Origin of the sequence: Mycobacterium sp. WMMD1722, assembly GCF_049315205.1 — a bacterium.
Classification (GTDB): Bacteria; Actinomycetota; Actinomycetes; order Mycobacteriales; family Mycobacteriaceae; genus Mycobacterium.
In genome coordinates this window covers 2,937,551-2,962,016 of sequence record NZ_CP186056.1, presented here as the reverse complement: position 1 = coordinate 2,962,016, position 24,466 = coordinate 2,937,551, and the positions used below count along the sequence as shown (strand labels likewise).

The following is a 24,466-nucleotide window of genomic DNA, read 5'->3' as shown; positions in this document are numbered from 1 at the left end:
CATGGGCGGCAATCGGGTGGGAGAAGGTACTGACGTGGCGGGCGATTCGAAAGCCAAAGTCATTCCGCTGCACGGCAATTCGGGCCGCGGTTCGGCCGCGCGACGGTCAGCGAATCGGGCCGACACCGCGCGGCGGCACCCGTCGCTGCTCGCCGACCCGAGCGGTCGCGCCTCCGCCGAGCAGATCGCGGCGGTGGTGCGAGAGATCGACGCGCATCGCGGCGGCCCCGGGCCGGCCCAACCCGAAGAGGCTCCCACCGAACTCGCGCTGCGCATCGCCGCCGTCGCCGACTTCGTCCGCAAGCGGATGACCGGTGACTACGAGGTCGATGAATTCGGGTTCGACTCCCACCTCAACAACGCCGTGTTCCTGCCTTTGCTGCGCGGGTTGTTCAATTCGTGGTTCCGCGTCGAGGTCAGCGGCATCGAGAACCTGCCCGCCGAGGGCGCCGCACTGGTGGTGGCCAACCACGCGGGTGTGCTGCCGTTCGACGGGCTGATGACCTCGGTGGCCGTCAAGGACCACCACCCCGCCCATCGTGACCTGCGATTGCTCGCCGCCGACCTGGTTTTCGATTTGCCGATGGTCGGCCAGGCTGCGCGTAAGGCCGGCCATACGATGGCCTGCACGGCCGACGCCCATCGGCTACTCGCGGCCGGACATCTGACCGCGGTGTTCCCCGAGGGCTACAAGGGTCTGGGTAAGCAGTTCAAGGACCGCTACAAGCTGCAGCGTTTCGGACGCGGCGGTTTCGTGTCGGCCGCGCTGCGTTGTGGTGCGCCGATCGTGCCCTGCTCGATCGTGGGCTCCGAGGAGATCTACCCGATGATCGCCGACGTCAAGCTGGTCGCGCGTCTGCTCGGGCTGCCGTACTTCCCGATCACACCGCTGTTCCCGCTCGCCGGACCGCTCGGCGTGGTGCCGCTGCCGTCGAAATGGCACATCCAGTTCGGCGAGCCGATCTCCACCGAGGGCTACGAGGACGGCGCCGCCGACGATCCGATGGTCACCTTCGAGCTCACCGACCAGGTCCGCGAAACCATTCAGCAGACGCTGTATCAGCTGTTGGCCGGCCGCCGGAACATGTTCTTCGGCTGAGACCCGCTAGGGCTTCGCGTTCTGCCCCGCGACCATCTTCGCGATCGCCTCATCGCGGCGCGCCTTGATCGTGGCGGTCAGTTCATCGGCCTCGTCGTCGTGTTCGGCCTCGCCGATGACGGTGACCACGCTGGTCAGCACCGGTTCGCCATGTTCGTCGCTGACCTCGCCGCGCACCTCGGTCACGACCGTGCCGTGCGCTTCGATCACCGAGTCGAGGTAGGAGTCGAAGAACAGCTTGTCCCCGGCCAGGATCGGGCGGTGGAACCTGATCTTCTGATCGCGGTGCAGCACCCGCTCCATGTTGATCGGGATGTCGAACTGATTGAAGATCTCGAGCTGCACCCGGCGACCGGCGACCGCGAGGAACGTCAGCGACGCGATGAGTGCGTCGCAGCCGTACTGCTTGGCGGCGTCCTCGTCGTAGTGCGCGGGATGCTCGTCCTTGACCGCACGGGCGAATTCGCGGATCTTCTCCCGGCCGACCTCGAAATAGTCGGGGTACCGGTAATGGGTTCCGATGATGTCTTCAGCGATGGCCATGACTGCGCGAGCCTATCAGCGCTGCTCCGGGGACCCTATTGGCGCCGGGACACCACCGCGGCCAGCGCCCCGCCCAGGGCGCCCAGCGCCACCGCCGACGGCACGCCCACCCGGGCCGCCTTGCGGGCGGTCCGGAAGTCCCGGATCTCCCATCCGCGCTCCCGGGCCACGCTGCGCAGCGCCGCGTCCGGGTTGATCGCCACCGCGGTGCCGACCAGCGACAGCATGGGCACGTCATTGAAGCTGTCGGAGTACGCAGTGCACCGGCGCAGGTTCAGACCCTCGCGGATGGCCAGCGAGCGGACGGCGTGCGCCTTGCCGGTGCCGTGCAGGATGTCGCCCACCAGCCGGCCGGTGAACACACCGTCGACCGATTCGGCGACGGTGCCCAGTGCGCCGGTCAGCCCCAGCCGCCGGGCGATCGTGGCGGCCAGCTCATAGGGCGTCGCGGTCACCAGCCACACCTGCTGGCCGGCGTCCAGGTGCATCTGCGCCAGCGCGCGGGTGCCCGGCCAGATCTTGTCGGCGATGATCTCGTCGTAGATCTCCTCGCCGACGGCCACCAATTCGGCGGTCGACCGGCCCTCGATGAACGCCAGCGCCTTGGTACGTCCGGCGGCGACGTCGTCGCTGTTCTCCCGCCCGGTCAGCTGGAACTTCGCCTGGGCGTAGACGAAACCGAGCACGTCCTGATAGGTGAAGAACTTGCGCGCAGCCAGCCCCCGCGCGAAGTGGACCAGCGACGAGCCGTGCACCAGGGTGTTGTCGACGTCGAAGAACGCGGCGGCGGTGAGATCCGGCGGCGGCGCCGGTGTGACCGGCGGCGCCTCGGCAGCGAGTTCGGTGACCGCGGCCTCCGCGCTGGCGTCACCGGCGATCTGCTGGCGCTCGGCGTGTGTACCTCCGGGTTCGGACACAGATCAACATTAGGTCACCCCGAGCGGATACTGGTGTGGTGGATCAGCCGACGAACACCCGGCCCGACGAGCGCCACCGCGTGGTTCTGCTGACGCGAGGCGCCTGCACCATCTGTGCCGGTGCGGCGGCGCGCCTCGCCGAATTGGCCGCGCAGTGGGACTTCACGCTGACCGTCACCGATGTCGACAACGCGGCGGCCGACGGGGACCCGACGCTGCGCGCCGAGTACGGCGACCGACTGCCCGTCGTCCTGCTCGACGGGCGGGAACACAGCTACTGGGAAATCGACGAAGAGCGGCTGGCCGCCGACCTCAACCGCTGATCCGAGCGCGTGACGAAGGGAACTGACAGAAATTTGGTAGCCACGCTCATGAACGATTACCGTGGTTGACGTGGTGATGAGGCCGTGAGCGTTCTGCTGTTCGGAGTTTCGCACCGCAGTGCCCCGGTGTCCGTGCTCGAGCAGTTGAGCACCGACGAATCCGATCAGGCCAAGATCGTCGACCAGGTCCTGCAGTCCTCGCTGGTGACCGAGGCGATGGTGCTGTCCACCTGTAACCGCGTCGAGGTCTACGCCGTGGTCGACGCGTTCCACGGCGGTCTCTCGGTGATCGGACAGGTGCTTGCCGAGCACTGCGGCATGTCGCTCAACGAGCTGACCAGGTACGCCTACGTGCGGTACGCCGAGGCTGCCGTCGAGCACATGTTCGCCGTCGCCAGCGGCCTGGATTCGGCCGTCATCGGTGAACAGCAGGTCCTCGGCCAGGTCCGCCGCGCCTACGCCGCCGCGGAGGCCAACCACACCGTCGGGCGCACGCTGCACGAGCTGTCGCAGCGTGCGCTGTCGGTCGGCAAGCGGGTGCATTCGGAAACCGGCATCGACGCAGCGGGCGCCTCGGTGGTGTCGGTCGCCCTCGGTATGGCCGAGGCGCGACTGACGACGCTGGCCGGCCGCACCGCCGTCGTGATCGGCGCCGGATCGATGGGTGCGCTCTCGGCCAAGCACCTGGTGCGCGCCGGCATCGATCGCGTCCACGTCGTCAACCGGTCGCTGCTGCGCGCCCGGCGGCTCGCCGAGAATCTGCGCGAGCAGGGTGTGGCGGCGGATTCCTACAGTCTCGACGACATCGCGCCGGCGTTGGCCGACGCCGATGTCGTGATCTCCTCCACCGGCGCGGTGCGCCCGGTGGTGTCGCTGGCCGATGCGCACCGCGGGCTGACCGGCCGCCCGGAGCACCGGCGTCTGGTCATCTGCGACCTCGGCATGCCCCGCGACGTCGATCCGGCCATCGCCGGGCTCCCGGGTGTGGACGTCATCGACATGGACCGCATCCAGCGCGAGCCCTCGGCCCGCGCCGCCGCGTCCGATGCGGAGGCCGCCCGCGCCATCGTCGCCACCGAGGTGGCGAACTATCTGGCCGGCCAGCGGATGGCCGAGGTGACGCCGACGGTGACCGCGCTGCGGCAGCGCGCCGCCGACGTCGTCGAGGCGGAGCTGCTGCGGCTGGACAACCGGCTGCCCGGACTCGACGCCGCCCACCGCGACGAGGTCGCCAAGACGGTGCGCCGGGTCGTCGACAAACTCCTGCACGCACCCACGGTGCGGGTCAAGCAACTGGCCGGTGCACCCGGGGGCGACAGCTACGCCGAGGCCCTGCGCGAATTGTTCGAACTCGATCAGCAGGCGGTCGACGCGGTGTCGGGCGGGGAACTACCCCTGGTCGCCCACGTCGATCCGTTCAGCGCGGTGGCCACCGATCCCGACGCCACCGAGTAACGGACAAACGGGTAACACTTGAGCACACCACCGATCCGGATCGGGACCAGGGGCAGCCTGCTGGCGACCACCCAGGCCGGCGCGATCCGGGATGCGCTGGTGGCCCGCGGGCACGCCGCCGAACTCGTCGTGATCTCCACCGAGGGCGACCGCAACCAGGGACCCATCGCCGATATCGGCGTCGGGGTGTTCACCGCAGCGCTGCGCGAGGCCATCGACGACGGCCGCGTCGACATGGCGGTGCACTCCTACAAGGATCTCCCGACCGCCGTCGACCCGCGCTTCGTCATCGCCGCCATCCCGCCCCGGGAGGACGCCCGGGATGCCCTGGTGGCCCGCGACGGTCTGGTGCTGGGGGAGTTGCCGGCCGGTTCGGTGATCGGTACCTCCAGTCCGCGCCGGGCCGCGCAGCTTAGAGCACTGGGTCTCGGTTTGGAAATCCGCCCCCTAAGAGGCAACCTAGATACCAGGTTGAACAGGGTTGGCAACGGTGATCTCGACGGCATCGTCGTCGCCCGGGCGGGTCTGGCCCGCATCGGGCGGCTGGAGTATGTCACCGAGACCCTCGAGCCGGTGCAGATGTTGCCAGCGCCGGCTCAGGGCGCCCTCGCGGTCGAGTGCCGCGCGGACGACACCGGGCTCGCCGCTGTGCTGTCGGAGTTGGACGACACCGATACGCGGGCGGCGGTCACCGCCGAACGCGCTCTGCTCGCCGAACTGGAGGCGGGTTGCTCCGCACCGGTGGGCGCGATCGCCGAGGTGGTCGAGTCTATCGATGAGGACGGCCGCATCTTCGAAGAGGTGTCGCTACGCGGCTGCGTGGCGACGCTGGACGGATCCGACGTGATCCGTGCGTCCGGTATCGGCACTCCGGATCGGGCCGCTGACCTGGGGGTCTCGGTGGCCACGGAGTTGTTCGAACTGGGGGCGCGCGAACTCATGGCGGATCACCACTGAGCTGTAGAGCGGAGTGAGCGAGAAGATGACTCGGCAGGAGAGCGGGCGCGGACGCAAGATGAAGCCCGGCCGCATCACGTTCGTGGGGTCAGGCCCGGGGGACCCGGGTCTGCTCACCACGCGGGCGCACAGCGTCCTCGCCAACGCCGCGCTGGTCTTCACCGACCCCGACGTGCCCGAAGCGGTGCTGTCCCTGGTGGGGGCGCATCTGCCGCCGCCGTCCGGGCCCGAGCCGGCCGAGGCCGCCGCGAGCGATGCGGTGGCGACGATCCCCGGCGGACCCGATGTGCGGCCCGCGCTCGGCGATCCGGCCGAGGTGGCCAAGACGCTGGTGGGCGAGGCCAAGCACGGTGTCGACGTGGTCCGCCTGGTCGCCGGCGACCCGCTGTCGGTCGACTCGGTGATCGCCGAGATCAACGCCCTGGCCAAGAGCCACGCGAACTTCGAGATCGTGCCGGGCCTGCCCGACACCACCGCGGTGCCGACCTACGCCGGCCTGCCGCTGGGTTCCACCCACACGGTCGCCGACGTGCGTGACCCCGACGTTGACTGGGCCGCTCTGGCCGCGGCGCCGGGTCCGCTGATCCTGCACGCCACCGCCTCGCATCTACCCGACGCGGCGCGCACCCTGGTCGAGTACGGCCTGGCCGACAGCACCCCGGCGGTGGTGACCGCCCAGGGCACCACATGCCAGCAGCGCTCGGTGGAGTCGACGCTGGGGGGTCTGGTCGACAAGGCCGTGCTGACCGGTCCCGACGCCAGCGGTGTCCCGAGCCCGCTGACCGGACCGCTGGTCGTCACCGTCGGCCGCACGGTGGCCAACCGGGCCAAGCTGAACTGGTGGGAGAGCCGTGCCCTGTACGGCTGGACCGTGCTGGTGCCGCGCACCAAGGACCAGGCCGGGGAGATGAGCGACAAACTGGTCGGTCACGGCGCGCTGCCGATCGAGGTCCCGACCATCGCCGTCGAACCGCCGCGCAGCCCGGCTCAGATGGAGCGCGCGGTCAAGGGGCTGGTCGACGGCCGCTTCCAGTGGGTCGTGTTCACCTCGACCAACGCCGTACGCGCGGTGTGGGAGAAGTTCAACGAGTTCGGACTGGATGCGAGGGCATTCGCCGGGGTCAAGATCGCCTGCGTGGGTCAGGCGACCGCCGAGCGGGTCCGCGCGTTCGGCATCAATCCCGAGCTGGTCCCGACCGGCGAGCAGTCCTCACTCGGACTGCTCGACGAGTTCCCCCCGTTCGACGACATCTTCGACCCGGTCAACCGGGTGCTGCTGCCGCGCGCGGACATCGCCACCGAGACGCTCGCCGAGGGTCTGCGCGAACGGGGCTGGGAGATCGAGGACGTCACGGCCTACCGCACCGTGCGTGCCGCCCCGCCGCCGGCGTCCACCCGCGAGATGATCAAGACCGGCGGGTTCGACGCGGTGTGCTTCACGTCCAGTTCGACGGTGCGCAATCTGGTCGGTATCGCCGGTAAGCCGCACGCCCGCACGATCGTTGCGTGCATCGGTCCGAAGACGGCCGAAACCGCCGCGGAGTTCGGCCTGCGCGTCGACGTCCAGCCCGAGGTGGCTGCCGTCGGACCGCTGGTGGAGGCGTTGGCCGAGCACGCCGCCCGGCTGCGTGCCGAGGGGGCGCTGCCGCCGCCGCGCAAGAAGAGCCGTCGGCGCTGAGGTTCGTTCCGTGTCGATGAGACATCGGCCGCGGCGGCTGCGCTCGACGCCCGCGATGCGCCGACTGGTGGCGCAGACGTCGCTGGAACCCCGGCATCTGGTGCTGCCGATGTTCGTCGCCGACGGTATCGACGCCCCGCGGGAGATCGCCTCGATGCCCGGCGTGGTGCAGCACACCCGTGATTCGCTCCGCCGGGCCGCCGCCGAGGCCGTGACCGCCGGGGTGGGCGGGCTGATGCTGTTCGGTGTTCCGCGTCCAGAGGACAAGGACCCGACCGGGGCGATCGGCGTATCGCCCGACGGCATCCTCAACGTGGCGCTGCGTGATCTCGCCGCGGACCTGGGCCAGTCCACCGTGCTGATGGCCGACACCTGTCTGGACGAATTCACCGATCACGGCCACTGCGGGGTGGTCGACGCCTTCGGCCGGGTGGACAACGACCAGACGAATCTGCGGTACGTGGAACTAGCTGTCGCGCAAGCCAATTCGGGCGCACACGTGATCAGTCCGAGCGGCATGATGGACGGACAGGTGGCCGCCATCCGCGATGGCCTGGACGCCGCGGGTCACACCGACGCCGCGATCCTGGCCTACGCCGCGAAGTTCGCGTCCGGTTTCTACGGCCCGTTCCGCGAGGCTGTGGACTCCAGTCTGCAGGGCGACCGGCGCACCTATCAGCAGGAACCGGGTAACGCGCGGGAGGCGATGCTCGAGATCCGACTCGACCTCGCCGAGGGTGCCGACATCATCATGGTCAAGCCCGCGATGAGCTATCTCGATGTCGTGCGGGCCGCCGCCGAGGTCTCCGATGTGCCGGTCGCCGCGTATCAGGTGTCCGGTGAGTATTCGATGATCAGCGCGGCGGCGGCCAACGGCTGGATCGATCTACCGACCGTCGCGCTGGAGACGTTGACCGGTATCCGGCGCGCGGGCGCGGACATCGTGCTGACCTACTGGGCCGCCGAGGTGGCCGGCTGGTTGGGATGACCCCGCCGCAGACGCCGCCGCGCGCGCCACCGGCGGGCCGGCCCGACGATGTGGACACCGGCTTCTGGCTGTGGGTCGCGGCGGTGCCGCTGTTGGCAATCGGCTATCTGATCGACGGCTTCGGTTCCCCGGTCGGCGGCGACTCGGTGTATCTGCGGGGGATGTCGGTGGTGCTGCTCGTGGTCGTGTGCGCCATCGTGGTCACCTTCCTGCTGCTGATGCGGCAGGGCTACCGGTGGTCGCGCACCGTGCTCAGTGCCGGCGGTTTCGGGTCGATCGTGTACACCGTCACCAATCTGTTCACCGTGGATCGGGATTCGGCGGTGGCCGCGGTGGGGTACGCCGGCGCCGCGATCATGGGTTCGGTGTTGATCGCCGGTGGTCTGGTCCTGCTGCACCGCAAGGACGCCGACGCCTTCTTCGCACGCTGAGGCGCTAGGCTGACCCGACCATGAGCGCATCGCCCACCCCGTCGCGACCGCGCATCGTCGACATCGCGTTCTGGCTGCTGATCGGCGGGGCCGTCCTGCTGATCCTCGGGGGGCTGCTCGCGGCGACGGTGTCCTACGAGACCGCCCGCTCGGCGATCGGTTCCGAGGTGAGCAACGAACAGGTGCGGGACTATCTGACGGTGTACCGGGGGATGGGTATCGGCTCGGTGCTGGCCGGTGGTGCGCTGGCGTTCGTCTCGGGCCGGGCCCGTCGCGGTGACCCGAACTTCCGCCGGGCGACGATCGGGTTGGCCCTGGCTGTCGCGCTGGTGCTGGTGCTACTGGCCGTAGGTGCCGGAGTGGCCCAACCGATCACGCTGTTGTCACTGCTGCCGATCGCCGCGGGAGCCGTCCTGCTGACCCGCCGCGCGGCGACGCAGTGGTTCGCCCGCGAGGAGCCCGCGTGACCGCCGACGCCCCGCCGGTGGAGCGGCTGTTCTACGAGCCGGGGGCCAGTTGGGCGTGGCTGCTCGCCGGTCCGGCCGCGGCGGCGGCGATGCTGGCCATCCAGATCTCGGCCGGCTACGGTCTGCAGCCCCTGGTGCCGGTGCTGTTCCTGGTGCTGGTGTCGGGCTTCCTCGCCGTCCAGGTCAAGGCGGCCCGGATCCACACGTCGGTCGAACTGACGCCGCTGACGTTGCGCCAGGGCGCCGAGATCATCAAGGTCGCCGACATCGTCTCGCTGTATCCGCCGGCCGGCGGGTCAGAGGTGCAGAAATGGGAGTCCGCACGTGCCCTCGGTGAACTGACCGGTGTGCCGCGCGGACGCAAGGGGATCGGCCTCGCGCTCACGGGTAAACGCACGGCTCAGGCCTGGGCGCGGCGGCACCGCGACCTGCGCGAGCAACTCGAGCGGCTGGTCACGGAGCGTACGGCGTGAGGTCACGTTCGCGCGCCGTGGTGGAACTGGTCATCGCCGCGCTGGCGGCCGCGGGGTGCGTGGTGAGCTGGCGAGCGGCGAGCCGGCTGTCGGTGGCCCCGCCGATTCTGCCCGGTCAGCCCGAGATGCCGGTGCAGTTGTACTCGGCACCGATGCTGGTCCTGGCCCTGCTGCTGGCGACGTTGGCCGGGGTGCTGGCGGTCCTCGGGATCGCGCGCCTGCGCCGCGGCTGAGTGCGTGAAGCCGGTCACAGCAGTGCGGTACAAAGTACGCAATCTGTAACACTGTTCCCATGACCGAGCTCGCGGCGAACCAGGACCTCGCGCAGAACCCCCCGGCCGACGCCCTGCCGCTCGGCCCGCGGTCGCTGGTCTGGCGGTATTTCGGGGACAACCGCATGTACCTGATCGGCCCCCGGCCCGCGGTACTGCAGAACATGCTCGCCGAACTGGGCCAGGGCGTCCTCGACCACTCGGTGTTCTTCGACGACACCGCTGCGCGCGTCAAGCGGTCGATCCCGCCGATCATGATGACCGTCTACGGCTCCGAGGACGACACCGAGGGACGCAAGGTCAGGGACTTCCACACCGATATCAAGGGCACCATGCCGGACGGCAGCCGGTATCACGCCCTCGATCCGCAAACCTACTTCTGGGCCCACGCCACCTTCGTCGAACAGGTGCTCTACTTCGCCGACACATTCGTCACCCGCCTGTCGGACGCGCAGAAGGAGCAGATCTACCTCGAGTCCAAGACCTGGTACCGGCGCTACGGAGTCAGCGACCGCGTCATGCCGACCACCTACGCCGACTTCCAGGCGTACTGGGAACGCATGCTCGACCGCATCGTCGTCGCGCATCCCACCGCCAAGTACGGCGTCGGCTACGTCACCAAGGGCTTCCCCTGCCCGAAGGGTGTGCACCCTGCGGTCTGGCGGGTGGTGTCGGTCGGGTTCGACCCGCTGGCGGCCTTCCTGACCACCGGCGGACTGCCGCCGCAGGCGCGGCGGCTACTCGACCTGCCGTGGACCGACCGTCAGGAGCGGCGCTATCAGCGCTTCGCGGCGCTGTGGCGATCGACACCGGTGAACTGGCTCTGGGATCGGCTGCCGATGTCGGTGCGGTTCAACAAGTTCGCCCAGCAGGGCTATGCCCGCGGCTGACGCGACGCAGCGGATCCTCGACGCCGCGGTCGCCGAGTTCGAACGCCACGGTTTCCGTCGGGTCGCCCTCGATGACGTCGCGCGCCGCGCCGGGGTGAGCCGCACCACGATCTATCGCCGCTTCGCCAATCGCGACGAGCTGGTGGCCGCGGTGGTGGAGCGGGAGAATGCGGCCCTGTTCGCCGACATCGCCCAGGAACTCCGTGCGGCCGGGCCGCAGCAGAACTATTACGTCGAGGCCTTCACGCTCTCGATCATGAAGTTCCGTGAGCACCGGGTACTCAACGCGATGCTCGCCGAGGACGCCGGCTTCGTGCTGGCCCTGGCCCACCAGCACTGGGCGGCCGGCGTCGGCCGGATGGCCGAGGCGTTGCGCGTCATCTTCCCGGCGGGATTCGCCGAGCGGATCGGACCGCGAGTGGTCAACGAGCTGGCCGACACCATCCTGCGGTACGCCGCGGTGGTGCTGTTGCTGCCGAGCATGTCGCCGCTGGACACTCCCGACGAGGTCCGAGAGTTCGCCCGGCAGCACTTCCTGCCCAGCCTGCCGAGCGGATTGAGACCTGTGCCTGCCTGACTGGGGTTCTGTTTCGTACTTCACACTTTCGGGCAGACCCCTTCGCATGAGCAGCGATGAAGAGAAGACGGGAGCGGAGGAGAAGGCGTCGAAGAACGTCGCCGACGACCCGGACGCCAAGATCACCGAGAAGCCCGAGGTGACGGATGAACACCGCGAGGCCGCCAAAGAGATGCGCAAGGAGTACGAGGAGGAACGCCCGACCATCGTCATGCCCGGCACCGGTGGAACGGTGGCCGGCACCGCTGTGAACGAATGGGTCGACGACAACGGTGACCCGAAGTTCGGCAAGGACGGCGAGGGCACCTCGACCGACGACGCGCCGGCCGAGCAGGGTTCGGAGGCGACTCAAGCGCAGAACTGAGCCCCGCACACGGGCCTAGGGTGGTCCTCTGTGACCACTCTGGAACTCGTGGCGCCCGCCTTCGTCGAGATGGCGCATTCGATCGTCTGGGCGTCCTGCGCCACCGTCGACGCCGATAGTCGGCCGCGATCGCGCATCCTGCACCCGATCTGGGAATTCGACGGCACCGATCTGTTCGGGTGGATCGCGACGGTCCCCAGTCCGGTCAAGCGAGCACATCTGTCCGTGCATCCGCACATGTCGGTCAGCTACTGGGCGCCGAGCCACGACACCTGCAGCGCCGAATGCCTCGTCGAGTGGTACACCGACGACGAGACCCGCGCAGCGGTGTGGCAGCGATTCGCCACCGGACCGGAACCCGTCGGCTACGACCCGCACATCATCCCGCAGTGGCGCTCCGGGCCGACATCGGACCAGTTCGCCGTGCTGCGCCGGGCGCCGTATCGGCTCCGGGTGATGCCGGGCACCGTGATGACGCAGGCCGCCGGTCAGGTGCTCAGCTGGCACGCGCCGGTGTGACGGAGGAACTACACCCTGTAGTTGACGCGCGGGACGCGGCTGGGACACTGGTGGGCATGGGTTCTGACGACGCCGCGACCGCACGGTCGGCGCGGCTGTTCGCCGACGCGAGCCAACTGATCCCCGGTGGCGTCAACTCACCGGTACGGGCCTTCAACTCCGTCGGCGGCACCCCCCGGTTCATCACGTCGGCCAAGGGCTACTGGCTGACCGACGCCGACGGCAACCGCTACGTCGACCTGGTGTCGTCGTGGGGTCCGATGATCCTGGGGCATGCGCATCCGGCGGTCGTGGAGGCCGTACAGCGGGTCGCGGTCGACGGGTTGTCGTTCGGCGCCCCGACACCGAGCGAATCCGAACTCGCCCGCGAGATCATCAGCCGGGTGGCGCCGGTCGAGCGACTTCGCATGGTCAACTCCGGCACCGAGGCCACCATGAGCGCGATCCGGTTGGCCCGCGGGTTCACCGGACGGCCCAAGATCGTCAAATTCTCCGGCTGCTACCACGGCCACAGCGATGCGCTGCTCGCCGACGCCGGTTCCGGCGTCGCCACTCTCGGCCTGCCGTCCTCACCCGGGGTCACCGGAGCCGCCGCCGCCGACACGATCGTGCTGCCCTACAACAACGTGGCCGCCGTCGAGGAGACCTTCGCGCAGTTCGGTGACACCATCGCCGCCGTCATCACCGAGGCCAGCCCCGGCAACATGGGCGCGGTGCCGCCGGCGCCCGGCTTCAACGCCGCGCTACGCCGTATCACCGCCGAGCACGGCGCCCTGCTGATCCTCGACGAGGTCATGACGGGCTTCCGGGTCAGCCGATCCGGGTGGTACGGCATCGACCCGGTCGACGGTGACCTGTTCACCTTCGGCAAGGTGATGAGCGGTGGGCTGCCCGCCGCCGCATTCGGTGGGCGCGTCGAGGTGATGGAGCGCCTGGCGCCGCTGGGGCCGGTGTATCAGGCGGGCACGCTGTCGGGAAACCCGGTGGCGATGGCCGCCGGCCTGGCCACCCTGCGCGCCGCCGACGACGCGGTGTACACCGCCCTGGACGCCAACGCCGACCGGCTTGCGCAACTGTTCACCGAGGCCCTCACCGCCGCCGGCGTCACCCACCGGGTGCAGCGCGGCGGCAACATGCTGTCGGTGTTCTTCTCCGGAGAACCGGTCACCGACTTCGCGACCGCGCGCGCCAGTGAGACGTGGCGGTTCCCGCCTTTCTTCCATGCCCTGCTCGAGGCGGGGATCTACCCACCACCGAGCGCCTTCGAAGCCTGGTTCGTCTCGGCGGCGCTCGACGACGACGCCTTCGACCGGATCGCCGCCGCCCTGCCCGGTGCCGCCCGGGCCGCCGCCGAAGCGACGAAACCGCAATGACCGAGAAGACGATCGTCCACGTCATGCGGCACGGCGAGGTGCACAACCCGGACGGCATCCTCTACGGCCGCCTGCCCGACTACCACCTCTCCGAGCGCGGCCGGGCGCAGGCCGAGCGGGTCGCCGACTGGCTGGGCGAACGCGACATCGTCCACGTCGTCGCCTCCCCGCTGGAGCGCGCGCAGGAGACCGCGGCACCGATCGCCGCACGGCACGGTCTGTCGGTGGCCACCGATGACGAGCTGATCGAGTCGCTGAACGTGTTCCAGGGCGAGCGGGTCTCGCCCGGTGACGGCGCGCTGCGCGATCCCCGCAACTGGTGGCATCTGCGCAACCCCCGCACCCCCTCGTGGGGTGAGCCGTACCGCGAGATCGCCGCACGCATGACCGGGGCGCTGCACCGGGCCCGCGTTCAGGGCGCCGGGCACGAGGCGGTGTGCGTCAGCCACCAGCTGCCCGTGGAGACGCTGCGCCGCGCGATCACCGACAAACCCCTGCACCACTTCCCGACCAAGCGGCTGTGCAATCTGGCGTCGGTCACGTCGTTCTACTTCCACGGCGACACCTACGTCGGCTGGGGATATGCGGAGCTGGCCGGACAGTGAGGTGGCTGGCGGTGCTGCTGGCGAGCGCGGGAATCCTCGCGCTGGCCGGCTGCTCCACCGGTGACGACGCCGTGGCCCAGGGCGGGACGTTCGAATTCGTCGCCCCGGGCGGCAAGACCGACATCTTCTACGACCCGCCCGGCGACCGCGGCAAACCGGGCCCGCTGTCGGGCCCGAGTCTGCTCGACCCCACCGAGACGCTGTCGCTCGACGACTTCGCGGGACAGGTGGTCGTGATCAACGTCTGGGGGCAGTGGTGCGGACCCTGCCGCACCGAGATCGGCCAACTGCAGCAGGTCTACGAGGCCACCCGCGATCAGGGGGTCGCCTTCCTCGGGATCGACGTGCGGGACAACAACCGCGACGCCGCGGTCGACTTCATCCGTGACCGCAACATCACGTTCCCGTCGATCTACGACCCGCCGATGCGCACGATGATCGCCTTCGGCGGCCGCTATCCCACCACGGTGATCCCCTCGACGGTGGTGCTCGACCGCGAGCACCGGGTGGCCGCGGTGTTCCTGCGCGAGCTGCTCGCCGAAGATCTGCAGCCGGTGGTCGAGCGGCTGGCGGCCGAACCGCGAGCGGAGGCCGGGCAGTGAGCGGATTCGCCGAGATCGCCTCGGCCGGGCCGGTCGTGCTGGCGCTGGCGGTCTGCGTGCTGGCCGGGCTGGTGTCGTTCGCCTCGCCGTGCGTCGTGCCGCTGGTGCCCGGTTATCTGTCGTATCTGGCCGCCGTCGTCGGCGTCGACGATCGCACCCGCCCCGGAACACCCGCCGGTGACGTCGCCGTGCGCCCCGGGCGGTTGCGTGTCGCCGGCGCGGCCGCGCTGTTCGTCGCGGGCTTCACCGCGGTGTTCCTGCTGGGCACCGTCGCGGTGCTCGGCATGACCACGACCCTGATCACCAATCAACTGCTGCTGCAGCGCATCGGCGGCGTCCTGACCATCGTGATGGGTCTGGTCTTCGTCGGCCTGATCCCCGCCTTGCAGCGCCAGGCGCGGTTCACCCCCCGGCAGGTGTCGACGCTGGCCGGGGCCCCACTGCTGGGCGCGGTCTTCGGCCTCGGCTGGACGCCGTGCCTCGGGCCGACCCTGACCGGGGTGATCACCGTCGCATCGGCCACCGACGGGGCCAGCGTGGCCCGCGGCATCGCGCTCGTGGTGGCCTACTGCCTGGGTCTGGGCATCCCGTTCGTGCTGCTCGCCTTCGGTTCGGCCCGCGCGGTGCAGGGGATGGGCTGGCTGCGGCGCCACACCCGTGCCATCCAGATCTTCGGCGGCGTACTGCTGCTGCTGGTCGGGACGGCGCTGGTCACCGGCCTGTGGAACGACTTCGTGTCCTGGGTGCGCGACGCGTTCGTCAGCGACGTCAGGCTGCCGATCTGATGCGCCGACTGATCGCCCTCACCCGCAACACGTGGCGCACGCTGACCTCGATGGGCACGGCGCTGGTGCTGCTGTTCCTGCTCGCCCTGGCCGCGGTGCCCGGGGCGCTGCTGCCACAGCGCAGCCTCAACGAGTCCAAGGTCGCCGAATACATCGCCGAGCATCCCACCATCGGCCCGGTGCTGGACCGGCTGCAGGCCTTCGATGTGTTCTCCAGCTTCTGGTTCACCGCGATCTACGCCCTGCTGTTCCTCTCGCTGGTGGGCTGCCTCACTCCGCGGCTGATCGAACACGTCCGCAGCCTGCGCGCGGTGCCGGTGCCCGCGCCGCGCAACCTCACCCGCCTGCCCAAGCACCACGGCGGCGAGGTCGACGGTTCCGCAGACGCGGTCACCGCCGAGGTGACGGCGGGGCTGCGCGGCTGGCGCAAGGTCACCCGCCGGCACGGCGAGGTCACCGAGATCTCGGCCGAGAAGGGCTATCTGCGCGAGTTCGGCAACATCGTCTTCCACTTCTCGCTGCTCGGACTGCTGGTCGCCGTGGCTGCGGGCAAGCTGTTCGGCTACGAGGGCAACGTCATCGTGATCGCCAACGGCGGCCCCGGGTTCTGTTCGGCGTCTCCGGCAGCGTTCGACTCGTTCCGGGCCGGCAACACCGTCGACGGCACCTCGCTGTATCCGATCTGCCTCAAGGTCAACGATTTTCAGGCCGACTACCTCGACTCCGGTCAGGCCACCTCCTACGCCGCGAATATCGAGTATCAGGCCGGCGACGATCTGGCGTCGGACACCTGGCAGCCGTACCGACTCAAGGTCAACGAACCGTTGCGCGTCGGCGGCGACCGGGTGTATCTGCAGGGCCACGGCTACGCCCCGACGTTCACCGTGACGTTCCCCGACGGCCAGACCCGCACCCAGACCCTGCAGTGGCGACCCGACGACCAGTTCACGTTCCTGTCGTCGGGGGTCATGCGGTTCGATCCGCCGGCGGGCACGTTTCCCGACGCCGACGAACGCCGGGAGAACCAGATCGCGATCCAGGGCCTGTTCGCGCCCACCCAGCAGCTCGACGGCACCCTGCTGTCGTCGAGCTTCCCGGCGCTGCGCGACCCCGCCGTCGCGGTCGACATCTACCGCGGTGACACCGGTCTGGACACCGGCCGGCCGCAGAATCTGTTCTCCCTCGACGAGCGGCTGATCGGTCAGGGCCGGCTGAACCGGGAGGCCCGGGTCAACCTCAGTGCGGGCGCCGAGACCCGGCTCGACGACGGCACCGTGGTGCGCTTCGACGGCGCTGTTCCCTTCGTCAACGTGCAGGTGTCGCATGATCCGGCGCAGATTTGGGTGCTGGTCTTCGCGATGACGATGATGGGCGGCCTGCTGGTCTCGCTGGTGGTGCGCCGGCGCCGGGTCTGGGTGAGGATCACGCCGCGGAGCCCAGGTACCGTTGGCGTCGAGCTCGGTGGGTTGGCGCGCACCGACAACTCGGGCTGGGGCGACGAATTCGAGCGACTGGTGTCCCGGCTGCTGACCGGCCACCACGACGAGGCGGCGACAGCGCCGCCGCGGTCAGAAGAGAAGGTCACATGAACGGTACCGAGATCGACCTCGGTCTCGCCCGGTACTCCGACTGGGCGTTCACCTCATCGGTTCTGGTGCTGGTGGCGGCGCTGCTGCTGCTCGCCGTCGAACTCGCCTACAGCCGCGCCCGCCTGGTCGAGCGCCGCGAGCTGGTCGGGGCGGGCTCGGGGGCGGGGTTCGTCCGAGGCGGCTCGGTCGGTGCCGACAGCGCCACCCCCGGCGTCGTCGCCGACATCCCCAGGCGTCCGTTCGACGAACGCCTCGGTTCGGCCGGGCTGGCGCTGATCTACGTCGGCATCGCCCTGCTGGCCGCCTGCATCGTGCTGCGCGGGCTGTCCACCGCCCGGGTGCCCTGGGGCAACATGTACGAATTCATCAACCTGACCAGCTTCTGCGGGTTGGTGGCGGCTGCGGTGGTGCTGCGTCGGCCGCAGTACCGCGCGCTGTGGGTGTTCGTCCTCGTCCCGGTGCTGATCCTGCTCACGGTCTCGGGACGCTGGCTCTACAGCCACGCCGCGCCGGTGATGCCGGCCCTGCAGTCGTACTGGTTGCCGATCCACGTGTCGGTGGTCAGCCTCGGCTCCGGGGTGTTCCTGGTCGCCGGGGTGGCCAGCATCCTGTTCCTGCTCAAGATGTCGCGGTTCGGCAACCCGACCTCCGACACCGCGTTCGCCCGCGTCGTCAACCGGTTGCCCGACGCCCGGACCCTCGACCGGATCGCCTACCGGACCACGATCTTCGCGTTCCCGGTGTTCGGCTTCGGCGTGATCTTCGGCGCCATCTGGGCCGAGGAGGCGTGGGGCCGCTACTGGGGCTGGGACCCCAAGGAGACGGTGTCGTTCATCGCCTGGGTGGTCTATGCGGCCTACCTGCACGCGCGGTCGACGGCGGGCTGGCGGGACCGCAAGGCCGCCTGGATCAACGTCGTCGGTTTCGTCGCGATGGTGTTCAACCTGTTCTTCATCAACCTGGTCACCGTGGGGCTGCACTCCTACGCCGGCGTCGGTTGATGCCCGACCAGCCGGCGGACTTCCGGTCGCAGCAGCGGTTCAGCGATCCCGCCGCCGCGGATCCGCTGGCAGTGCCGGAGTGGACGGTGCCCACCCCGCCCAGCGGCTATCAGGCCGTCGTGCCCACCGCCGAGGTGCCGCCGGAACCCTCGGCGCCGCCCGTCGCGCCGCAGCGAACGGTGTCGCGCGGGTGGCGCCGGTGGTTCCACCTGGACGACCGGCCCTCGGCGCTGCACCGTGAGCAGCTCAGCGCCCGGATCACCCAGCCGGTGTCCGGATGCTTCCGGATCGCGGTCCTCTCCCTGAAGGGAGGGGTCGGCAAGACCACGATCACCGCCACACTCGGAGCCACCTTCGCGGCGGCCCGAGAAGACCGGGTGGTCGCCGTCGACGCGAACCCCGACCGGGGCACGCTCAGCCAGAAAGTGCCGCTGGAGACACCGGCCACGGTGCGTCACCTGCTGCGCGACGTCGAGGGGATCGAAACCTACAACGATGTGCGGAGCTACACCTCGCGCGGTCCCAGCCGGCTGGAGGTGCTGGCCTCGGAGAGCGATCCGGCCGTCTCCGAGGCGTTCAGCGCCGAGGACTACCTGCGGACGGTCGGGGTGCTCGAGCGGTTCTACAGTCTGGTGCTGACCGATTGCGGCACCGGATTGATGAACTCGGCGATGTCGGCGGTGCTCGACACGGCCGATCTGCTGGTCATCGTCAGCACCGGATCGGTCGACGGATCCCGCAGCGCAGCAGCCACCCTGGATTGGCTGGAGGCGCACGGTCACCAGCGTCTGGTCGCCGGTGCGGTCGCGGTCGTCAACGCCGACCACCCGCGGTCGCGCCGGGTCGACATGCAGAAGGTGCAGGACCACTTCTCCCGCCGCTGCCGGGCGGTCCAGGTGGTGCCGTTCGATCCGCACCTGGCCGACGGCGCCGAGATCGATCTGCAGCGGCTCAAGCCGGCGACGCGCAACGCGCTGTTCGAACTGGCCGCGGTGGTGGCCGACGGTTTCCCCTGGGCAGCGGACAGCGACGGCACACGCGACTAGGCGGGCCGTCTACTGGCGCGGGTTGTTGTCGTCCTGTCCCAGGCGGCGCAGGAAATCGGGGTCGTCGTCCGGTCCGATCACCCGCCGCGCCGGACGGCTCCCATTGGCCCGCATCAGCCGCCAGCCGAGGTACACCACACCGGCCACGACGAGTATCAGGAGCAAATACGCCACACAAACCTCCTGTCACCGAATATACGCGCCGTCGGTACCCTCAGGAGCGTGTCAGACAGTCGGTCGAGTTCTCGTCTGGTCGCCGATGTGCTGCTCTACGTGGCGGCCAGACTCGCGTTGGTCGCCGCCCTCGCGGCGCTGATCTTCGGCGTCGCCCAGCTCCTCGGTCTCCGGGAATTCCCCCTCGTCATCGCGATCCTCTTCGCGATCGTCATCGCGCTGCCGCTGGGCATCTGGCTGCTCGCGCCGCTGCGTGACCGTGCCACGGCGAGCATCGCCGCGGTCGATGAGCGACGCCGGCGGGACCGCGAGCAGTTGCAGGCGCGGCTGCGCGGGGACGATCCGCCCACCGACGATCACAGGTGAGCGCTCGCGAGGCATTCGGAGTCGAGTTCGCCGGCGCCGCAGGCTTTCTCAACTCCCCGACCTACGGTCTGCCGCCGCGCTTCGCGCTGGGTGAGCTGCGGGACTGCCTGGCCCGGTGGGAGGCGGGCACGATGGACGCGCGGTCGTTCGACGAGCCGGTCGAGGCGGCCCGGGCCGGCTACGGCGCACTGGTCGGCGTACCGACCGGGTCGGTGGCGATGGCCGGCAGCGTATCGGCCGCGCTGGGCCTGGTGGCCGCCGCGATTCCGGACGGTAGCCGGGGCGCCACGCTGGCCGGGGAGTTCACCAGCGCCACGTTCCCGTTCGCCGCGCAGTCCGGCCGGGGCGTCACCCTGGTCGAGGTCGGACCCGACGAACTACTGGAAACCGCCGACGATTACGACTTCGTGACGTTGAGCCTGGTGCAGTCCGCGACCGGCGCGGTGGTGGACGCCGGGAAGCTGCGCGCCCGCGTGGCGGGCACCGGCACCACGACGATCATCGACGTCACCCAGGCGGCCGGCTGGAAATCCCTCGACCTCGGCTGGGCCGACGTCACCATGGCGGGGGCCTACAAGTGGCTGCTGGCACCGCGCGGTACGGCCTTCATGTCGGTCGGTGACCGGATCGCCGCGACGATGACACCGCATGCCGCCAACTGGTATGCCGGTGCCGACCCGTGGGATTCGATCTACGGACTGCCCCTGCGGCTGGCCGGCGACGCTCGGCGGTTCGACACCTCGCCGGCATGGTTCGGTGTGCTGGGCGCGGGTCGGTCGCTGCCGTGGCTGGCATCGCTGGACGGTGCCGCGGTGGAGGCCCACACCGTCGGGCTCGCGGCCCGGCTGCGCGCCGAACTGCAGCTGGCCCCACACCCTTCGGCGATCGTGTCGCTGCCCGGCGCCGCGGTACCGACCGGCGCCGCGGACCGCTTGACCCGCGCCGGTATCCGCGCTTCGGTGCGCGCGGGCGCGGTGCGGGTGGGCTTTCACCTCTACAACACCGAGGACGATCTCGACCGGTTGCTCGACGCGCTGAACGGATGATTCAAGTTTCCCGTTAGCGGTAATGCTGCGATCCCGCCCCGGTGGAACAGTGGCGGTTGTGAGTCTGGTGGGAGTTGTGCCGTGCGTTGTCTGATCGTCGACGACAGCGCCGCCTTCCGCGATGCCGCGACGGCCATGTTGGGCCGCTCCGGTATCGAGGTGGTCGGCGTGGCCGCCGACAGCGCCGCCGCGATGCGCCTGGCCCGTGAGCTGCGGCCGGACGTGGCACTGGTCGACGTGGATCTCGGCGGTGAGAGCGGATTCGATGTGGCAGCGCAGCTGCACCGGGCGGATTTCCGCGCGCCGGCGGTGATTCTGGTGTCGACCTACGCCGAACAGGACCTCGCCGAGATGCTGGGCGACAGCCCGGCGGTCGGATTCCTCTCGAAGCTGGAGCTGTCCGGCGACGCCGTCCGCGGACTGCTGGCCCCTAGCGCGCCTCGAGGTAGGTGATCACGGCCCGCACGCGGCGGTGATCGTCGCCGGTCTCCGGCAGGTCGAGCTTGGTCAGGATGCTGCGAACGTGCTTCTCGACGGTGCCTTCGGTGACCCACAGCCGCCGTCCGATCCCGGCGTTGGAGCGGCCTTCGGCCATCAGCATCAGCACCTCGCGTTCACGGGCGCTGAGCACCGCGAGCGGATCGTTGCGCCGCCGCGCCGACACCAGTTCCTGCACCAGCGCCGGATCGATGATCGACGCGCCCCTGGCGATGCGCTGCAGGGTGTCGACGAAGTCGGTGACATCGGTGACGCGGGTCTTCAGCAGATAGCCGATGGCCCGGCCGCTGGCCAGCAGTTCGGTGGCGTGGTCGACCTCGACGTGTGCCGACAGCACCAGGATCGCGGTATCGGGCAGCTCGGTGCGGATCACTCGCGCGGCGTCGAGCCCCTCGGTGTCGTGCTCGGGCGGCATCCGGATGTCGACGATCACCAACTCCGGTGTGGTCTGCCGCACCAGCGCCAGCAATTCGGTGGCATCACCGGCCTGTCCGACGATCTCGAACCCGTTGCGGTCGAGGAGACTGGCGATGCCCTCACGCAGCAGCACGTCGTCGTCGGCCACCACCACGCGCAGCGAAGTCATGACCGCAGAGCTTATCGGCACCCCCGCCGATCGCGTCGACGCTGCGCGGCCGTCGACAGCGAACGCCGCGACCGCCACGGCGAAGCCTTGGTCAGCCGCCGAACGTCAGGGCGAGCGCGACAGCGACCGCCCACACCAGCATGGTCAGCCCGGTGTCCCGCAGCACCGGGATGAGGTCTCGCCCGCCTTTACCGCTGCGTACCGGGCGCGCTGCGCGCACCGCCAGCGGCAGCGCCACCAGACCGACGGCGCACCACGGTGTCGCGGCCACCAGCACCAGGGTCAGGACGAACGCCGCCGCCACCAGCCCCTGGTACAGCACCCGGGTCCGGGCGTCGCCGAGGCGTACGGCGAGGGTGATCTTGCCCGCCTCCCGGTCGGTCGGGATGTCGCGCAGATTGTTCGCCACCAGCACCGCCGACGAGAGCGCGCCCATCGCCACCGCGGCCGCGAGGCCGACCCAGTCGATCCGCAACGCCTGCGTGTACTGGGTGCCCAGCACCGCGACCAGACCGAAGAACACGAACACCGCGATCTCGCCGAAGCCCAGATAGCCGTAGGGCTTCGAGCCGCCCGTGTAGAGCCACGCACCGGCGATGCAGACGGCGCCGAGGGCGATCAGCCAGGGCGCACTGGACACCGCGAGCGCCAGGCCGGCCAGCGCGCCGACCGCGAGGCTGACCACGGCGGCGGTCAGCACCCCGCGCGGTGACGCCGATTTCGAGCCCACCAGCCGCAACGGACCGGCCCGCACGTCGTCGGTGCCGCGGATGCCGTCGGAGTAGTCGTTGGCGTAGTTCACGCCGATGATCAGCGCCACGGCCACGATCAGCGCCAGCAGCGCCTTCCACCACACCGCGCCGTCGAGCCACGCCGCCGCGCCGGTTCCGGCGATCACGGGGGAGACGGCATTGGGCAGCGTGCGGGGACGGGCGCCCTCGACCCACTGGGCGAAACTGGCCACGGGCGACAGTGTGTCACGCGACGTCGGCACACCGGCATGGCCGCCGCCGCGGGCATAGCCGACAATGGTGCGATGCTCGGAGTCATCGGCGGCAGCGGCTTCTACACCTTCTTCGGCGACGACGCCCGCAGCGTCAGCCTCGACACCCCCTACGGCGCACCGAGTGCACCCATCACGGTGGGCACGATCGGGCACCACGAGGTCGCGTTTCTGCCCCGCCACGGAGTCGATCACGAATACTCGCCGCACACCGTGCCCTACCGGGCCAACATGTGGGCGTTGCGCGCCCTCGGTGTCCGGCGGGTCTTCGGTCCGTGCGCGGTCGGCAGCCTGACCCCGGAGCTGGGACCCGGGTCGATGGTGGTGCCCGATCAGCTGGTGGACCGCACGTCCGGACGCGCCGACACCTACTTCGACTCCGGCGGTATCCATGTCGGCTTCGCCGACCCGTACTGCCCGACGCTGCGCGCGGCGGCCACCGGGCTGCCCGGGGTGGTCGACGGCGGAACCATGGTGGTCATCCAGGGCCCGCGGTTCTCGACGCGCGCCGAGAGCAAGTGGTTCGCCGGTCAGGGGTTCACGCTGGTCAACATGACCGGCCACCCCGAGGCGGTCCTCGCCCGGGAACTCGAGATGTGTTATGCCGCAATCGCGTTGGTGACCGATCTGGACGCCGGCATCGACAGCGGAAGCGCCGTCCGCGCAGTCGACGTCTTCGCCGAGTTCGAGCGCAATCTGGTGCCGTTCAAGAAGCTCGTGCACGAGGCGATCGAGGCCGTCACCAGCGAACGCACCTGCACACACTGTCTGCCGCACGAGGGCGTCACGCTGCCCATCGAGCTGCCGTGAGGGTGCTGTTGACCGGCGCCGCCGGGTTCATCGGATCTCGCGTGCGCGCGGCTCTGACCGACGCCGGCCACGAAGTGAGCGCCGTCGACATGATGCTGCCCGCCGCGCACGGTGACGGCGCGCGGCTGCCCGACGGGGTCGGCCAGGTCGACGTCCGCGACGCCGCCGCACTGGCTCCGCTGCTCGAGGGCGTCGACGTGGTCTGTCATCAGGCCGCGGTCGTCGGAGCCGGGGTGAATGCCGCCGACGCACCGTCCTACGGCAGCCACAACGACTACGGCACAACGGTTCTGCTCGCGGAGATGTTCGCCGCGGGAGTGCAGCGGCTGGTGCTGGCGTCGTCGATGGTGGTGTACGGCCAGGGCCGGTTCGACTGCCCGGAGCACGGTGGCGTGCAGCCGTCGCCGCGCCGCCGCGCCGACCTGGACGCCGGTGACTTCGAACACCGCTGCCCGCACTGTGGTCGACCGTTGCAGTGGCGGCTGGTGGACGAGGATGAGCCGCTTCGGCCGCGCAGCCTGTATGCCGCCAGCAAGGTCGCCCAGGAGCACTATGCGCTGGCCTGGGCCGAGGCCACCGGCGGCTCGGTGGTCGCGTTGCGCTATCACAACGTCTACGGACCGCACATGCCGCGCGACACGCCCTACAGCGGGGTGGCCGCCATCTTCCGCTCCCAACTCGAGAATGGTGACGCGCCAAGGGTTTTCGAGGACGGCGGACAGATGCGCGACTTCGTCCACGTCGACGACGTGGCGGCGGCGAATGTCGCCGCGGTGCAGTCGGATCTCAGTGGGTTCAGCGCGTTCAACGTCTGCTCGGGACGGCCCATCTCGATCATCGACGTGGCGGCTGAACTCTGCGACACCCGCGGCGCGGTACCGCCCGTGGTCACCGGTCAGTACCGCAGCGGCGACGTCCGCCACATCGTGGCCTCGCCGGCGCGTGCCGCCGAGCAACTCGGCTTCCGCGCAGCGATCGACCCTCGCGACGGCTTGCGGGAGTTCGCCTTCGCCCCCTTGCGCTGACGCT

Annotated in this window: 31 protein-coding genes; 26 read left to right on the top strand and 5 right to left on the bottom strand. The window is 70.0% G+C overall.

From position 1 onward, the window contains the following. Position 1: 1 nt before the first annotated feature. Entirely contained in the window at positions 2–1,099 is a 1,098-nt protein-coding gene (locus ACN27E_RS14205; RefSeq protein ID WP_422742312.1) for a lysophospholipid acyltransferase family protein, read from the top strand. A 6-nt stretch (positions 1,100–1,105) separates the two neighbouring features. Here ACN27E_RS14205 and ACN27E_RS14200 read toward each other — a convergent pair whose 3' ends face one another. Both ACN27E_RS14200 and ACN27E_RS14195 read right to left on the bottom strand, forming a co-directional pair. Further along, positions 1,106–1,642, bottom strand: a complete 537-nt coding sequence (locus tag ACN27E_RS14200; protein ID WP_422742309.1) for an FAS1-like dehydratase domain-containing protein — start codon at positions 1,640–1,642, stop codon at positions 1,106–1,108. 35 nt (positions 1,643–1,677) lie between these two features. Further along, a complete protein-coding gene (locus ACN27E_RS14195) occupies positions 1,678–2,559 on the bottom strand; it encodes an HAD family hydrolase (RefSeq protein WP_422742307.1) in 882 nt (293 codons plus the stop codon). A 38-nt stretch (positions 2,560–2,597) separates the two neighbouring features. On the opposite strand from ACN27E_RS14195, the gene ACN27E_RS14190 reads away from it, so the two are divergent. The 20 genes from ACN27E_RS14190 (at position 2,598) to ACN27E_RS14095 (ending at position 18,954) form a co-directional block, all read left to right on the top strand. Beyond that, the gene (locus ACN27E_RS14190) at positions 2,598–2,882 is read left to right on the top strand and encodes a glutaredoxin family protein (protein WP_422742306.1); all 285 of its coding nucleotides are present in this window, start codon (positions 2,598–2,600) and stop codon (positions 2,880–2,882) included. 84 nt (positions 2,883–2,966) lie between these two features. Next, entirely contained in the window at positions 2,967–4,337 is a 1,371-nt protein-coding gene (locus ACN27E_RS14185; protein WP_422742304.1) for a glutamyl-tRNA reductase, read from the top strand. Between the two features lie 33 nt (positions 4,338–4,370). Further along, positions 4,371–5,294, top strand: coding sequence for a hydroxymethylbilane synthase (hemC, locus tag ACN27E_RS14180; protein WP_422749869.1), 924 nt, complete (start codon positions 4,371–4,373; stop codon positions 5,292–5,294). 25 nt (positions 5,295–5,319) lie between these two features. Then, positions 5,320–6,972 (top strand): uroporphyrinogen-III synthase, encoded by a 1,653-nt coding sequence (locus ACN27E_RS14175; RefSeq protein ID WP_422742302.1) that lies wholly within the window; start codon positions 5,320–5,322, stop codon positions 6,970–6,972. 16 nt (positions 6,973–6,988) lie between these two features. Beyond that, the gene (gene hemB / locus ACN27E_RS14170; RefSeq protein WP_422749867.1) at positions 6,989–7,960 is read left to right on the top strand and encodes a porphobilinogen synthase; all 972 of its coding nucleotides are present in this window, start codon (positions 6,989–6,991) and stop codon (positions 7,958–7,960) included. Beyond that, positions 7,957–8,391 (top strand): hypothetical protein, encoded by a 435-nt coding sequence (locus ACN27E_RS14165; RefSeq protein ID WP_422742300.1) that lies wholly within the window; start codon positions 7,957–7,959, stop codon positions 8,389–8,391. Before hemB ends, ACN27E_RS14165 begins: the two co-directional genes overlap by 4 nt. Before the next feature lie 20 nt (positions 8,392–8,411). Further along, positions 8,412–8,858 carry a hypothetical protein gene (locus ACN27E_RS14160; protein WP_422742299.1) on the top strand — a complete coding sequence of 149 codons (447 nt, stop codon included), beginning with the start codon at positions 8,412–8,414 and terminating at the stop codon, positions 8,856–8,858. Next, positions 8,855–9,331, top strand: coding sequence for a DUF3093 domain-containing protein (locus ACN27E_RS14155; protein WP_422742296.1), 477 nt, complete (start codon positions 8,855–8,857; stop codon positions 9,329–9,331). The genes ACN27E_RS14160 and ACN27E_RS14155 overlap by 4 nt, the downstream gene beginning before the upstream one ends. Then, positions 9,328–9,564, top strand: a complete 237-nt coding sequence (locus ACN27E_RS14150) for a hypothetical protein (protein WP_422742295.1) — start codon at positions 9,328–9,330, stop codon at positions 9,562–9,564. The genes ACN27E_RS14155 and ACN27E_RS14150 overlap by 4 nt, the downstream gene beginning before the upstream one ends. 59 nt (positions 9,565–9,623) lie before the next feature. After that, positions 9,624–10,493: an oxygenase MpaB family protein gene (locus ACN27E_RS14145; protein ID WP_422742293.1), complete on the top strand. Its 870-nt coding sequence runs from the start codon at positions 9,624–9,626 to the stop codon at positions 10,491–10,493. Beyond that, the gene (locus tag ACN27E_RS14140) at positions 10,480–11,070 is read left to right on the top strand and encodes a TetR/AcrR family transcriptional regulator (RefSeq protein WP_422742291.1); all 591 of its coding nucleotides are present in this window, start codon (positions 10,480–10,482) and stop codon (positions 11,068–11,070) included. Before ACN27E_RS14145 ends, ACN27E_RS14140 begins: the two co-directional genes overlap by 14 nt. A 46-nt stretch (positions 11,071–11,116) precedes the next feature. After that, positions 11,117–11,434, top strand: a complete 318-nt coding sequence (locus ACN27E_RS14135) for a hypothetical protein (RefSeq protein ID WP_422742289.1) — start codon at positions 11,117–11,119, stop codon at positions 11,432–11,434. Positions 11,435–11,503: 69 nt separating this feature from the next. Next, positions 11,504–11,953 (top strand): pyridoxamine 5'-phosphate oxidase family protein, encoded by a 450-nt coding sequence (locus ACN27E_RS14130; RefSeq protein WP_422749866.1) that lies wholly within the window; start codon positions 11,504–11,506, stop codon positions 11,951–11,953. A 56-nt stretch (positions 11,954–12,009) separates the two neighbouring features. Further along, positions 12,010–13,326 (top strand): glutamate-1-semialdehyde 2,1-aminomutase, encoded by a 1,317-nt coding sequence (gene hemL / locus ACN27E_RS14125; protein ID WP_422742287.1) that lies wholly within the window; start codon positions 12,010–12,012, stop codon positions 13,324–13,326. Beyond that, complete coding sequence (locus ACN27E_RS14120) at positions 13,323–13,931, top strand: histidine phosphatase family protein (protein WP_422742285.1); 609 nt, start codon at positions 13,323–13,325, stop codon at positions 13,929–13,931. The genes hemL and ACN27E_RS14120 overlap by 4 nt, the downstream gene beginning before the upstream one ends. Beyond that, positions 13,928–14,533, top strand: coding sequence for a redoxin domain-containing protein (locus ACN27E_RS14115; protein WP_422742284.1), 606 nt, complete (start codon positions 13,928–13,930; stop codon positions 14,531–14,533). Before ACN27E_RS14120 ends, ACN27E_RS14115 begins: the two co-directional genes overlap by 4 nt. Beyond that, the gene (locus ACN27E_RS14110; protein WP_422742282.1) at positions 14,530–15,318 is read left to right on the top strand and encodes a cytochrome c biogenesis CcdA family protein; all 789 of its coding nucleotides are present in this window, start codon (positions 14,530–14,532) and stop codon (positions 15,316–15,318) included. Before ACN27E_RS14115 ends, ACN27E_RS14110 begins: the two co-directional genes overlap by 4 nt. Then, positions 15,318–16,907: a cytochrome c biogenesis protein ResB gene (gene resB, locus ACN27E_RS14105; protein ID WP_422742280.1), complete on the top strand. Its 1,590-nt coding sequence runs from the start codon at positions 15,318–15,320 to the stop codon at positions 16,905–16,907. Before ACN27E_RS14110 ends, resB begins: the two co-directional genes overlap by 1 nt. Then, positions 16,904–17,908 carry a c-type cytochrome biogenesis protein CcsB gene (gene ccsB, locus ACN27E_RS14100; RefSeq protein ID WP_422742278.1) on the top strand — a complete coding sequence of 335 codons (1,005 nt, stop codon included), beginning with the start codon at positions 16,904–16,906 and terminating at the stop codon, positions 17,906–17,908. Before resB ends, ccsB begins: the two co-directional genes overlap by 4 nt. Further along, complete coding sequence (locus ACN27E_RS14095; RefSeq protein ID WP_422742276.1) at positions 17,908–18,954, top strand: AAA family ATPase; 1,047 nt, start codon at positions 17,908–17,910, stop codon at positions 18,952–18,954. Before ccsB ends, ACN27E_RS14095 begins: the two co-directional genes overlap by 1 nt. Positions 18,955–18,963: 9 nt before the next feature. On the opposite strand, the gene ACN27E_RS14090 is transcribed toward ACN27E_RS14095, so the two are convergent. After that, positions 18,964–19,128, bottom strand: a complete 165-nt coding sequence (locus tag ACN27E_RS14090; protein ID WP_422742274.1) for a hypothetical protein — start codon at positions 19,126–19,128, stop codon at positions 18,964–18,966. A gap of 48 nt (positions 19,129–19,176) precedes the next feature. Here ACN27E_RS14090 and ACN27E_RS14085 point away from each other — a divergent pair, with 48 nt between their 5' ends. From ACN27E_RS14085 to ACN27E_RS14075, 3 genes are all read left to right on the top strand, one after another. After that, a complete protein-coding gene (locus ACN27E_RS14085; protein WP_422742273.1) occupies positions 19,177–19,494 on the top strand; it encodes a DUF4229 domain-containing protein in 318 nt (105 codons plus the stop codon). After that, a complete protein-coding gene (locus tag ACN27E_RS14080) occupies positions 19,491–20,540 on the top strand; it encodes an aminotransferase class V-fold PLP-dependent enzyme (RefSeq protein WP_422742271.1) in 1,050 nt (349 codons plus the stop codon). The genes ACN27E_RS14085 and ACN27E_RS14080 overlap by 4 nt, the downstream gene beginning before the upstream one ends. A gap of 81 nt (positions 20,541–20,621) precedes the next feature. Then, positions 20,622–20,993 (top strand): LytR/AlgR family response regulator transcription factor, encoded by a 372-nt coding sequence (locus ACN27E_RS14075; RefSeq protein WP_422742270.1) that lies wholly within the window; start codon positions 20,622–20,624, stop codon positions 20,991–20,993. On the opposite strand, the gene ACN27E_RS14070 is transcribed toward ACN27E_RS14075, so the two are convergent. Together ACN27E_RS14070 and ACN27E_RS14065 are read right to left on the bottom strand one after the other, a co-directional pair. After that, complete coding sequence (locus ACN27E_RS14070; RefSeq protein WP_422742269.1) at positions 20,971–21,624, bottom strand: response regulator; 654 nt, start codon at positions 21,622–21,624, stop codon at positions 20,971–20,973. The two genes, ACN27E_RS14075 and ACN27E_RS14070, sit on opposite strands and share 23 nt — an antisense overlap. A 91-nt stretch (positions 21,625–21,715) precedes the next feature. Continuing rightward, positions 21,716–22,588, bottom strand: a complete 873-nt coding sequence (locus ACN27E_RS14065) for a 1,4-dihydroxy-2-naphthoate polyprenyltransferase (protein ID WP_422742268.1) — start codon at positions 22,586–22,588, stop codon at positions 21,716–21,718. Between the two features lie 72 nt (positions 22,589–22,660). Here ACN27E_RS14065 and ACN27E_RS14060 point away from each other — a divergent pair, with 72 nt between their 5' ends. Then, positions 22,661–23,437: an S-methyl-5'-thioadenosine phosphorylase gene (locus ACN27E_RS14060; protein WP_422742265.1), complete on the top strand. Its 777-nt coding sequence runs from the start codon at positions 22,661–22,663 to the stop codon at positions 23,435–23,437. After that, positions 23,434–24,462, top strand: coding sequence for an NAD-dependent epimerase/dehydratase family protein (locus ACN27E_RS14055; protein WP_422742263.1), 1,029 nt, complete (start codon positions 23,434–23,436; stop codon positions 24,460–24,462). The genes ACN27E_RS14060 and ACN27E_RS14055 overlap by 4 nt, the downstream gene beginning before the upstream one ends. The last annotated feature ends 4 nt before the right edge of the window (positions 24,463–24,466 follow it).